Genomic DNA, 12,040 nt, shown 5'->3' with positions numbered 1-12,040 from the left:
GCGCGGCCGGGCGCGGCCGTTATTGCGTCTTCAAGCCCAGTTCGGCCACGAACTGCTTTTCCTGCGCCACCTGCCGGATGGCGTAGTCCGTGTAGGCGGCCGAGTCCATCAGCATGTGCGGCTGGTCGGCGCTTTCCAGCGCGCGGTTGTATTCCGCGTCGCGCGAGGCGCGATGGAATGCCTGCTGCAGCACGGCGACGATGGCCGGGTCCATGCCCTTGGGTCCGGCGATGCCGACGGGGTTGGAGGCGACGATGGGATAGCCCAGCTCGGTGAGCGTGGGCACGTCGGGCAAGCGCCGGGCGCGCGCCTCGCCCATCACGGCCAGCAGCCGCGCCTTGCCGGTGTCGATCATCGGACCCCAGCCCGCATCCGACACCATCTGGATGTGTCCGCCCAGCAGCGCGGTGGTTTCTTCAGCCGCGCCCTTGTAGGGGATGAAGTTGAACCTGACGCCGGTGAGCCGGGACAGGCGTTCGATGGCGATGCGCCCGGAGCCGCCCGTGCCGGTCGCGCCATAGCTGATCCTGTCGGGGTGGGCGCGCGCATCGGCGATGAGGTCGTCCAGCGTCTTCCACGGCGCGTCCTGCCGCACGACGATGCCGTAGGAGTAGGCCGTCATGCAGGCGACGTAGGTGAAGTCCTTGAGCGGATCGTAGTTGACCGCTTGCAGGAAGGGATAGCGAAACAAGGTGCCCACCACCACCGACACCGTATAGCCGTCGGGCGCCGCCGTCTGCGCCATGGCGGCGGGTCCCAGCGTGCCGCCCGCCCCGGGCCGGTTGGCGATGACGACCGGCTGGCCCAGTTCGCGCGAGGCCGCCACCGCCAGGGCGCGCATCTGCGTGTCGGTGGCGCCGCCCGCGGGAAAGGGCACGATCAGCGTGATGGGCCGCGCGGGGAACGCGGCGGCGCGCGCGGGCGCGCAAAGGCCAAGCGCCGCGGGCAAGGCCAGCCCCAGCTTGAGCAGGCTGCGGCGTCTGGGCGAAGCGGTGCTGCAAATGGGATGCGTCATGGTGGTCTCCGTCCTGGTTGTTATGGGCACAGCAGACAGCAGGTTTCCGGCGGCGTCACGCGCGCCGGAAAGGCAACGCCTATCGCGCGATGCCGCGCGCGCGCAGGCTGGCGATGGCGGCGTCGTCGTAGCCGGCTTCGCGCAGGATCTGGTCGGTATGTTCGCCGGGCAGGGGCGCCTGCCGATGGATGGCGAACTGAAAACCGGACATCTTTACGGGGCTGGCGATCTGCGCGCCGCTGCCGTAGGTGTCGTGCCGGACCTGCCGCACCATGCCGCGCGCGACGAATTGCGGGTGCGCCAGGCTTTCGGCCAGCGTCAGCACCGGGGACACGCAGCAGTCCGCGCCGTCCAGCAAGGCAAGCCAATGCGCCCGCGGCTTCGAGCCGAACAGGCGTTCAAGTTCTGCGCGCACATGGGCCTGTTGCGCCGCATCGGCATCGCGGTGCAGGGGAATCAGGTCCGCGCGGCCCAGGCGCTGGCACAGCGCCGTCCAGAATTTGGGTTCCAGCGCCGCCACCGCCAGATGGCGGCCGTCCTGCGCGCGGTATTGGCCATAGCAGGCCAGTGCGCCAGAGAGCGTGTCGCCGCCGGCGGGCCGGGTGGCGCCGTGGGCGTTGAGGGTGGCCAGCGGCACCGCGGCGCTGGCCAGCAGGCCGTCCGCGATGGCGATGTCCAGACAGCGGCCGCGGCCGGTGCGCCGCGCGTCGAGCAGGGCAGCCAGAATACCCATCGCCGCCGTGAGCGAGCCGCCCAGGATATCGGCCACGGGAACGTTGGACAGCGCGGGTTCATCCGGGCCGCAGCCCATCTGGTCCGCCACGCCGGCATAGGCTGAATAATTCAGGTCGTGGCCGGCGGCGTCGCGCAGGGGACCCGTCTGACCGTAGCCGGTGATGCTGCAGTACACCAGCCGGGGATTGTGGCCGGCCAGGGTGGGATAGTCGGCCTTCAGGCGGGCCGCCACGCCGGGCCGGAAGCTCTCGATCACGACGTCCGCCTCGCGCGCCAGCGCCGCCAGCGCGGCCTGGCCGTCGGGGTGCTTCAGGTCCAGCCGCAGGCCGCGCTTGTTGCGGTTGCACACCGCGCGCAGCGACGGCGGCGCATAGTCGCCGGCCTGCGTGTCTTCGATCTTGATCACGTCCGCGCCCAGGTCCGCCAGGTACTGCGCGCCCAGCGGGCCGGGCAGCAATCGCGACAAGTCCAGGATCCTGATGTCCGCGAGCGGGGCGGTGTTCGGCGTATCCAAAGAGGGACTCCGGTAAATACGAAGAGGCGGCCGGGAATCGGCTCAAGCCAGTCTAGGCGCGGCTTTGCGGCGGTCCAATGGCGAAATCGCTGATTTCGCTTGGCGGGAATGCTCACGCCGGGCATTTCTTGCCGGCGGACCTTTCGCTACCATCGACGCCATCGGTGTCCACCCCGCCTCGGGAATCGCCATGACGCATCACACCATCGCCGTGGGGCATGTCGCCCAGATCCTGCAAGGCGCACGCCGCCGCGGCGTGGACGTCGACCGGGTGCTGTTGCGCGCCGACGTGCCGCCCGCGCTGCTGCAGGCGCCGATGGCGCGCGTGTCGCAGGCGCAGTTCGCGCAGATCCTGCGGATGCTGCGGCGCGCCACGCGCGACGACTTCCTGGGCATGGGCCGCCAGCCGGTTCCGCTGGGCGCCTTCGCCCATGCCTGCCGGCTCGCGCTGCAGGAGGCCACGGTGGGGCAGGCGCTGCGCGTCGCGTTCCGCTATTACCACGGCGTCCTGCGCGACTTCACCGCGCGTCTGTGCGTGGACCGCGATGCCGCGCGCGTCGTGCTGGATGCGCGGGGCGAACGCCGCTGCACGCAGTGGTACGCCGAACGCACCTTCCTGTTCTTCACGCTGGGCGTGGCGAACTGGCTGGCCGGGCGCCGCATTCCGATATTGGGCGTGGACTACAACGGCGGCACACGCAGCGCCGACGCGCACAGGGTGTTCCATGCCCCGGTCCATTATGGGCAGCAGGTGACGGGCCTGCGGCTGGAGTCGCGCTGGTTGGCGCTGCCGGTGGTGCAGGACGCGCAGGCGCTCAAGGCGTTCCTGGCGAATGCGCCATTCGATCTGCTGGTGAAGTACCAGGATCGCGCAACGCTCACCGACCGCATCCGGCGCCTGCTGCGCAACGACCTGTCGGCCGACCTGCCGTCGCTGGCGCAGGTCAGCGCGCAGCTGTCGATGACGCCGCAGACGCTGCGGCGCCATCTGCGCGAAGAAGGCCAGGGATTCCAGGTGCTCAAGGACGACCTGCGGCGCGATGCGGCGGTCGAATATCTGGGACGGCACGATCTGTCGCTGATGGACATTGCCGAGCGGCTGGGGTTCTCGGAGCCCAGCACCTTCCACCGCGCGTTCAAGAAGTGGACGGGCGTGTCGCCCGGCGAATACCGCCGCAACCGGCTCGTGTGCGGTCCGGCCTGCCGGCCGCCCATGGACTGACACTTTCCGCCAATCGGATTGACGCCTGCGGCCATTGCCGCGCCGCCCGGCCGGCGGGAACCTACGGACTGGACACCGGCCGGCCGCCAGACGCCGCGCCGCACGAGACACCGAGCCGGCACGCCGGCGCGCCGCAGGAGGAACACGGGCTTATGTATCTGACTCAGGGCCTGCACCGGGCAAGCCGGCTGTATCCCAGCACGATCGCCTTGCGTGAAGGCGCGCGCGCCTGGACCTATCCCGAACTGCTGGACTGGGCGGCCCGCAAGGCCGCCGTGCTGCGGGACACCGGCGTGCGTCGCGGCGACCGGGTCGCGCTGCTGGGCGCGAACAGCGCTTCGTACGTGTCGGCCATGCTCGCGTGCTGGTGGCTGGGGGCGGTCATCCAGCCCCTGAACACGCGCTGGAACGACGCCGAGCTGGCGCAGGGCCTGGCGGGTGGCGGCGCGCGCCTGGCGCTGGCGGACCCTGCGATGTCGCCGCGCCTTGCCGGCAGCCTGTCGGCTTGCGCGGCGCAGGCGCTGCCGCTGCCCGAACTGGATGCGCTGGCCGAGGCCGCGCCCGCCCTGGAAGACTGCCGCGCGGGCGGCGACGCGCTGGCCGCCATTCTGTACACCGGCGGCACGACCGGCCTGCCCAAAGGGGCGATGCTGACGCACGCCAATCTGTGGAGCGCCGCCGTCGCCCGGCTGGCCACCGTCCCCACGCCGCAGGACAGCCGCGTGCTGCTGGTGGCGCCGCTTTTCCACGTGGCCGGACTGGGGCGCCTGATGGGGCAGCTCCTGGCGGGCGCGTCGGTCGTAATGCAGCGCGGGTTCGATCCCGGGGCGGTGCTGCAATCCCTGCAGGACGATGGCATCTCTGAAGTGTTGCTGGTGCCCAGCATGATCCAGATGCTGCTGGACGCGCCGGATTTCGCGACCTATCGGCTGGGCGGCGTGCAGCGCGTCATCTGGGGGGCTTCTCCTATCGCGCCCGCGCTGCTGGCCCGGGCGCTGGACGCCTTTCCCAATGCGCAGTTCGTGCATGCCTACGGCATGACCGAGACCTCGGCGCTGGTGGCCCTCAATGCCGACGTGCGGCAGGGCGGGCCGCGCGCCTTGTCGGCGGGCCGTCCCGCGGTCGGGGTCGAGGTGCGCATCCTGGCGGCCGACGGCCAGGACGTCCCGCCCGGCGCGGTGGGCGAGCTGGCGGTGCGCGGTCCCATGGTCGTCGCCGGTTACTGGAACCGGCCCGACGAGACGGCGCGGATGTTTTCCGACGGATGGTTGTTGACGGGCGATGCGGCGCGCCAGGACGACGACGGTTATCTGTACGTGGTGGACCGCCTGAAGGACATGATCGTCACCGGCGGCGAAAACGTCTACGCGGCCGAAGTCGAAGCCGCCCTGGCGCGGCATGCGGGCGTGGCGCGCTGCGCGGTGATCGGGGTGGCGCACGAACGGTGGGGCGAAGCCGTGCACGCGGTGATCGTGGCGCGGTCGGGCGCCGCGCCCGATGCCGCCGCGTTGAACGCGCATTGCCGCCAGGTCCTTGCGCCCTACAAGTGCCCCAAAAGCTATGAATTCCGCGACGACCTGCCCCTGTCGGCGGCGGGCAAGGTATTGAAGTCCGTGCTGCGGCAGGGCCATGGATTCCCCAGCGCGGCGTCCGCCGCGCCGACTCTTCAGGAGAAGCAGGCATGAATCGAAAAGTGTGGGTGGCCGGCGTCGGCATGATTCCGTTCAGCAAGCCCGGCGCGAGCGAACCCTATTCCGTCATGGGCATGCGCGCGGTGCGCGACGCCATGCAGGACGCCGGACTGCCCTACGAGTCCGTGGAGCAGGCGTACGCGGGCTATGTCTATGGCGATTCGACCTCTGGCCAGGCGGTGGTCTACGGCGTGGGCCTGACGGGCATCCCCGTGTTCAACGTCAACAACAATTGCGCCAGCGGCTCGTCGGCCCTGTTCCTGGCGCGGCAGGCGGTCGAAAGCGGCGCCGCGGAATGCGCGCTGGCGGTGGGCTTTGAACAGATGGTGCCGGGCGCGCTGAAGGGCGTGTATGAAGACCGCCCGTCGCCATTGCAGGCCTTTGCGGCGGCCATGACCGAGCTCCAGGGTTATGACGCCGACAAGCCGCGCGCGGCGCAGTTCTTCGGCGGCGCCGGCCGCGACTACATGAAAGCGCACGGCATCCGTGCGGACACGTTCGCGCGCATTTCGGTCAAGGCGCGCCAGCACGCGGCGCGCAACCCGTATGCCGTGTTCCGCCAGACCGTGACGCTGGACGACGTGCTGGCCGCGCCCATGATCTTCGACCCGCTGACCCGGCTGCAGTGCTGCCCGCCCACCTGCGGCGCGGCGGCGGCCATTCTGTGCTCGGACGATTTCGCCCGCCGCCACGGACTGAGTCCCGCGGTGGGCATCGCCGCGCAGGCGATGACGACCGACCTGCCATCGACCTTTGACGCCGGCGACATGCGCAAGCTGGTCGGCTACGACATGACGCGCGCCGCGGCGGACCGCGTCTACGAGGCCGCGGGCGTGGATCCGGCCGACGTGGATGTCGTCGAACTGCACGACTGCTTCACGGCCAACGAACTGATCACCTACGAAGGCCTGCGCCTGACGCCCGAGGGCACGGCGGAAAAATTCATCGTGGATGGCGACAACACCTATGGCGGGCGCGTCGTCACCAATCCGTCCGGCGGCTTGCTGTCCAAGGGCCATCCGCTGGGCGCGACGGGCCTGGCGCAATGCGCCGAGCTGGTCTGGCAACTGCGCGGCCAGGCGGACCTGCGCCAGGTCGAGGGCGCGCGCCTGGCGCTGCAGCACAACCTGGGACTGGGCGGCGCGTGCGTCGTCACGCTGTATCAGGCCGCATAAGGAGAACAAGCATGGAGAACAAGCATGGAGAGACAAGGCATGGGTACGCTTGAAGGCAAGGTGGCGCTGGTGTCCGGTTCGGGGCGCGGCATCGGCCAGGAAATCGCGTTGAAACTGGCGCGCGAAGGCGCCAGGGTGGTGGTCAACGACCTGGACGCGGGGCCCGCCGACGACACGGTGGCGCTGATCCGCCACGCGGGCGGGCAGGCCGTGGCCTGCGCGGGCAGCGTCACCGAATCCGGCTTTGCCGACCGCTTCGTGGGGGCCGCCCTGGACGCCTACGGCGGGCTGGACATCATCGTGAACAACGCCGGGTATACCTGGGACAACGTGATCCAGAAGATGACCGACGAACAATGGGACGAGATCCTGGCGGTGCACCTGTCCGCGCCGTTCCGCATCCTGCGGGCCGCGTCCGGCTTCATCCGCGAGGCGGCCAAGGCCGAGGCCGCCGAGGGCCGCGAGGTCTTTCGCAAGGTCGTGAACATCTCGTCCACCTCGGGCGTGATGGGCAATGCGGGCCAGGCCAACTACGCGGCGGCCAAGGCGGGTGTGAACGGCCTGACGCGGGCGCTGGCCAAGGAATGGGGGCGCTACAAGGTCAACGTGAACAGCGTGGCCTTCGGGCTGATCAAGACCCGGCTCACCGAAGCCGCCGCCGACGGCGACGCCACGCTGGACATCCAGGGCCGGCAGATCAAGGTGGGCGTGAATCCGCAGGTGCTCAAGAACGCCGAAAGCCTGATTCCCATCGGCCGCGCCGGCACGCCGGCCGAGGCGGCGGGCGCGGTGTACCTGTTCTGCCTGCCCGAATCCAACTACATCAGCGGCCAGGTGCTGGTCGTGGGCGGCGGGCGTCCTTGATGCCGCGGGAGACTCCGATGGATAGCCCGATGGACACCCCGATGGATACCCCGAAAAAAGGCTGGATGGACGCCGACCTGACGCTGTTCCAGGATTCGACCCGGCGCCTGTTCGAAAAGGAGTTCGCGCCCGACGAAGCCAGGTGGCGCAAGCAACAGCACGCGGATCGCGAGATCTGGCGCAAGGCGGGGCGCATGGGGCTGCTGTGCGTCAGCATGCCCGAGGCCTATGGCGGCGGCGGCGGCACCTTCGCGCACGAGGCCATCGTGGCGGCCGAGCAGGCGCGCGCGATGGTCCATGGCTTCAGCAACAACGTGCACAGCGCGATCCTGGCGCACTACATCCTGAACTACGGCACCGAGGCCCAGAAGCAGCGCTGGCTGCCGAAGATGGCCACCGGCGAGCTCGTCGGGGCCATCGCCATGAGCGAACCGGGCGCGGGGTCCGACCTGAAGAGCATCCGCGCCACGGCGACGCGCGATGGCGACGCCTATGTCGTCAATGGCGCCAAGACCTTCATCACCAATGGCCTGCACGCCGATCTGATCTGTGTGGTGGTCAAGACCGATCCCGCGGCCGGCTCGCGCGGCATCTCGCTGATCATGCTGGAAACCCGCGACCTGCCGGGCTTTCGCCGCGGCCGGCTGCTCGAGAAGCTGGGCCAGAAAAGCCTGGACACGGCCGAGCTGTTCTTCGACGCGGTGCGCGCGCCGGCCTGCAACCTGCTGGGCGAAGAGGAGGGCCGCGGCTTTGCGCAACTGATGCAGCAACTGCCGCGCGAACGCCTGCTGATCGCGGTGGGTGCGGTGGCCACGATGCGGCGGGCCATCGACGAGACCGTCGCCTACACCCGGACGCGCCAGGTGTTCGGGCAGCCGCTGATCGACCTGCAGAACACGCGTTTCAAGCTGGCCGAGAGCGAGACGGTGGCGACGATCGCGGCGCGCTTCGTCGACGACTGCATCGCGCGGCAACTGGACGGCACGCTGGACCTGCCGACCGCCGCGATGGCCAAGTGGTGGACCACGCAGATGAACTGCCAGGTCATTGACGAATGCCTGCAGCTGCATGGCGGCTACGGGTACATGCTGGAGTATCCGATCGCCCGCATGTACGCCGATGCCCGCGTGGGCAAGATCTATGGCGGCTCGAACGAGATCATGAAAGAAATCATCGCGCGCGGCCTGGTCGCCTGAGGCGGCGCCGACGACGCGGGAACCGGAGACCCAGGGCATGCAGCAAGCGCATCATCGGTATTGGCCCAAGGGATTGCCGCTGGCCATCAGCCAGCCGCAGTCCAGCCTGTATTTCAACCTGGAAGCGTCCGCCACGCGCTATCCCGCCAAGCCCGCCATCGTGTTCTACGACACGACGCTGGACTATGCGCGCTTAAAGCGCGAGGTCGACGCCATGGCCGGCTATCTGCAGCACGGGGCTGGTGTCAAGGCGGGCGACCGGGTGCTGTTGTTCAGCCAGAATTGTCCGCAGTTCATCATTGCCTACTACGCCATCCTGCGCGCGGACGCCGTGGTGGTGCCGGTCAATGCGATGAGCACCCCGGACGAACTGGCGCACTATCTTCAAGACAGCGGCGCGCGGGTCGCGTTTGCGGCGCAGGAATTGGCCGGCCGGCTGGCGGACTTCACGCGGGACGGCCGGCTGGACCGCGTGATCGTGCATGCCTATTCGGACTATCTGGGGCCGGGCGACGGCGCGGTCGCGCCGCCGTCGGAGATCGCCGCTCCTCGCCGTATGCCTGACATCCGGGGCGGCGTGCCCTGGTATGGCGCCATGGCGGTCAATGCGCCGCCGCTGCCTCACCGGGCCAGGGCGCAGGACCTGTGCCTGCTGCCGTATACGTCGGGCACCACGGGCCGGCCCAAGGGCTGCCGGCACACGCACGGCACGCTGGCGGCCGCGGCCACGGGGTCGCAACTGTGGCGGGGCCTGACTTCCGAGGCCATCATCATGGGCGTTGCGCCGATGTTCCACCTGCTGGGCATGCAGAACTGCATGAACCTGCCGATCCTGCTGGGCGCCACGGTGGTGCTGCTGCCGCGCTGGGACCGCAAGGTGGCCGCGCAACTGATGGCGCGGCACCGCGTCAGCGTGTGGGCGGCCGCGCCGGCGATGATCGTGGATTTCTTCGCGCAGCCGGGCATCGACGACTACGACCTGTCCGCCCTGGCGCTGCTGTGCGGCGGCGGGGCGCCCATGCCCGAGGCCGTGGCGGCCATGCTGGCCAACCGCTACGGCATCGTCTTCAACGAAGCCTACGGCCTGACCGAAAGCGCCTCGTTCCTGCACTGCAATCCCATGCACCGCAACAAGCGCCAGTGCATCGGCGTGCCGACCTTCGGCGTGGACACGCGGGTGGTGGACCCGGCCACGCTGAAGGAACTGCCGCCCGGCGAGACCGGCGAACTGGTGACGCGCGGCGCGCAGATCATGCAGGGGTACTGGAACAATCCGGCGGCGGACGACGAGGCGTTTTTCATGCTGGACGGTGCGCGCTATTTCCGGACGGGCGACCTGGGGCGCGTGGACGAGGAAGGCTATTTCTTCATCACCGACCGCCTGAAACGCATGATCAACGCCTCCGGCTACAAGGTCTGGCCGGCCGAGGTCGAAAATGCGCTGTACGAGCATCCGGCCGTGCACGAGGCCTGTGTCATCGGCGTGCCGGATGCCTGCCGCGGCGAAACCGTGAAGGCGCTGCTGGTGCTGCGGCCCGAGGCGCGCGACGCGGCGCGCGAGGACGAGGTGATCGCGTGGGCCCGCGAGCGCATGGCGGCCTACAAGGCGCCGCGCATCGTCGAGTTCGTGGATGCGCTGCCCAAGTCCAACACGGGCAAGATCCTGTGGCGCGCGCTGCAGGAGGCGCAGCGCGCCACGGCCTGATCCCCTGCCAGGAATGGGCGCGCCGCGCCGCCGCCGCCACCCTGGCGTTGGCGTCAGGCGGGCGGGCCGGCGCGCAGCACGATCTGCGTGATCTCGGACGGGCGGCCCAGCCGGATGGGAAAGCCGGGCCACAGGCCCGCCCCATTGCTCACGTAGAGCTGCATGCCGCCAACCTGGTACATGCCCGACACGTAGCCCTCGTTGGCCAACTGCGTGAGCAGGTGCGGACCCAGGATCTGTCCGCCGTGCGTATGGCCGGACAGCTGCAGGCCGGCGCCGGCCTGGGCATGGCGCTCGGCGCCGACTGGGCGATGGCTCAAGAGGATCACCGCCGACGCGGGCGGCACGCCCTTCATGGCCGCATCGATATCGGGCAGCGGCTGGCCCACGCGCGCCGCCGTGCTGTCGGTGATGCCTGCCAGCACGAGCGGCTGGCCGTCGCGTTCTAGGGTCATGTGCGCATTGAGCAGCATGCGCAGGCCAAGCTTCTCGAAGGCCTGCAGCCAGCCGAGGTATTCGGCGTAGTACTCGTGATTGCCCGGGATCGCCACCACGCCGTGCGGCGCGCGCAGGTCGGCCAGCGGCTGCACGTCGGCGGCGCGCGCCGCGGGCGTGCCATCGACCAGGTCGCCGGTGATGAGCGTCAGGTCCGGCTCGAGCGCATTGGCGCGGGCGACCACCGCTCGCATCCAGTCGGCCTGAAGCAGCCGGCTGGCGTGCAGGTCCGTCAGGTGCACGATGCGAAAGCCGTCATACGCGCGCGGCAGGTGGGGCAGGGCGACTTCGATCGTCTTGACCTCCGGCACGCGCACCGCCTGCCAGACGCCCAGCACGGACAGCGCCATCGCGGCGCACGCCAGCCCCGTGCGCAGGCGCGGGCAGGCGAGCAGGGCGCGTCCCCGGCTGCGCGAAAACGCCGACAGGGCCAGGCCTGCCCCGTCCCGGATGAACAGGAACAGGGCCAGCAGGATGACCGCGCCGAACGCCGCGCCCAGCGCCATCAGCACGGCGGCGGGCACTTCGGGCGAGGCCATGGTCCCGAAGAAGTTGCGGGTGATGAGATGGTGCTCGGCGGACAGCAGCACCAATACGGCCAGCAGCATCCTGCCCGCGGCGGGCCAGTGCAGTGGCCAGACGAAGCGCCAGATGACGTAGAGCGCGATGAGGCCGGTGATGACATGAAACACGTGCGAAATCCTGGTGATCTTGTTGTGAAGGCCGCCGGGCGCGGCAGGCGCCGTGGCCCGGTCGGCGTGTCCCGCGAGGGAGCGCCGATTAAACACCGGATTGCCGGCGAATACTGCAACATGGCGCGCCGTGGCGGCATGGCCCCGCGCCTGCCGCGCGGCGTGAGGCGGCGTAGAATCACGGCCGCCAGAACTCGACCGCCCGCCCTCCCATGCCGATACGCCCCGCCCGCCCTGAAGACGCCGCCCTGCTGCCCGCCATCGAGCGGTCGGCCGGCGCGCTGTTTCGCGGCGTTGCGGGCCTGGAATGGATCGCCGACGATGACGCGATGTCCGACGCCGCGCACCAGCGGCTGATCGCGCAGGGAACGTCCTGGGTGGCGCACACGGACGCGGGGCAGTTGTGCGGATTTCTGGCCGCCGAAGCCTTCGGCGACGACCTGCACGTGTGGGAGCTGGCCGTCGACGCCGGCCATCAGCGCAAGGGCGTGGGCAGGCAGCTCATGCGCGCGGCGCTGCAGCATGCCCTGCGCGCGGGCATGCACGCCGTCACCCTGACGACCTTCCGCGATGTCGCGTGGAATGAGGCCTGGTATGCGCGGCTGGGATTCCAGCCGGACCCGGCGTTGCCGGGCTCGCGATTGCACGCGGTGCTGCAGGCCGAGGCGCGCCACGGCCTGCCCGCGCAGCGGCGCGTGGCGATGCGCCTGCCGGTCGGCCGCGGCGCGTAGCGGGA

The 12,040-nt window shown here is 70.0% G+C and carries 10 protein-coding genes; 7 read left to right on the top strand and 3 right to left on the bottom strand.

The window, feature by feature from the left end:
- Positions 1 to 19: 19 nt before the first annotated feature.
- Together BXA00_RS01090 and BXA00_RS01085 are read right to left on the bottom strand one after the other, a co-directional pair.
- A complete protein-coding gene (locus BXA00_RS01090) occupies positions 20 to 1,015 on the bottom strand; it encodes a tripartite tricarboxylate transporter substrate binding protein (RefSeq protein ID WP_076515499.1) in 996 nt (331 codons plus the stop codon).
- Between the two features lie 79 nt (positions 1,016 to 1,094).
- A complete protein-coding gene (locus BXA00_RS01085; protein ID WP_076515497.1) occupies positions 1,095 to 2,264 on the bottom strand; it encodes a CaiB/BaiF CoA-transferase family protein in 1,170 nt (389 codons plus the stop codon).
- A 190-nt stretch (positions 2,265 to 2,454) separates the two neighbouring features.
- Between BXA00_RS01085 and BXA00_RS01080 the strand changes: the two genes are divergently transcribed.
- The 6 genes from BXA00_RS01080 to BXA00_RS01055 all read left to right on the top strand — a co-directional run bounded on the left by BXA00_RS01080 (position 2,455) and on the right by BXA00_RS01055 (position 10,117).
- On the top strand, positions 2,455 to 3,486 hold the full coding sequence (locus tag BXA00_RS01080) for an AraC family transcriptional regulator (RefSeq protein WP_076515495.1): 1,032 nt from the start codon (positions 2,455 to 2,457) through the stop codon (positions 3,484 to 3,486).
- A gap of 152 nt (positions 3,487 to 3,638) precedes the next feature.
- Positions 3,639 to 5,171 (top strand): AMP-binding protein, encoded by a 1,533-nt coding sequence (locus BXA00_RS01075; RefSeq protein WP_076515493.1) that lies wholly within the window; start codon positions 3,639 to 3,641, stop codon positions 5,169 to 5,171.
- Entirely contained in the window at positions 5,168 to 6,352 is a 1,185-nt protein-coding gene (locus BXA00_RS01070; protein WP_076515491.1) for a lipid-transfer protein, read from the top strand. The genes BXA00_RS01075 and BXA00_RS01070 overlap by 4 nt, the downstream gene beginning before the upstream one ends.
- Positions 6,353 to 6,391: 39 nt before the next feature.
- Positions 6,392 to 7,216: an SDR family NAD(P)-dependent oxidoreductase gene (locus BXA00_RS01065; RefSeq protein WP_076515489.1), complete on the top strand. Its 825-nt coding sequence runs from the start codon at positions 6,392 to 6,394 to the stop codon at positions 7,214 to 7,216.
- Between the two features lie 41 nt (positions 7,217 to 7,257).
- Positions 7,258 to 8,412: an acyl-CoA dehydrogenase family protein gene (locus BXA00_RS01060; protein ID WP_076521726.1), complete on the top strand. Its 1,155-nt coding sequence runs from the start codon at positions 7,258 to 7,260 to the stop codon at positions 8,410 to 8,412.
- 37 nt (positions 8,413 to 8,449) lie between these two features.
- Positions 8,450 to 10,117 (top strand): long-chain-fatty-acid--CoA ligase, encoded by a 1,668-nt coding sequence (locus BXA00_RS01055; protein WP_076515487.1) that lies wholly within the window; start codon positions 8,450 to 8,452, stop codon positions 10,115 to 10,117.
- Between the two features lie 53 nt (positions 10,118 to 10,170).
- Here BXA00_RS01055 and BXA00_RS01050 read toward each other — a convergent pair whose 3' ends face one another.
- Positions 10,171 to 11,304, bottom strand: a complete 1,134-nt coding sequence (locus tag BXA00_RS01050; RefSeq protein WP_076515485.1) for a metallophosphoesterase — start codon at positions 11,302 to 11,304, stop codon at positions 10,171 to 10,173.
- 212 nt (positions 11,305 to 11,516) lie between these two features.
- Between BXA00_RS01050 and BXA00_RS01045 the strand changes: the two genes are divergently transcribed.
- Positions 11,517 to 12,035 carry a GNAT family N-acetyltransferase gene (locus tag BXA00_RS01045; protein WP_076515483.1) on the top strand — a complete coding sequence of 173 codons (519 nt, stop codon included), beginning with the start codon at positions 11,517 to 11,519 and terminating at the stop codon, positions 12,033 to 12,035.
- Positions 12,036 to 12,040: the final 5 nt, after the last annotated feature.

The organism is Achromobacter sp. MFA1 R4, assembly GCF_900156745.1.
In the GTDB taxonomy this organism is placed as follows: domain Bacteria; phylum Pseudomonadota; class Gammaproteobacteria; order Burkholderiales; family Burkholderiaceae_B; genus Achromobacter.
The sequence above is the reverse complement of the archived record's forward strand: the minus strand, read 5'-3'. Positions and strand labels throughout refer to the sequence as shown.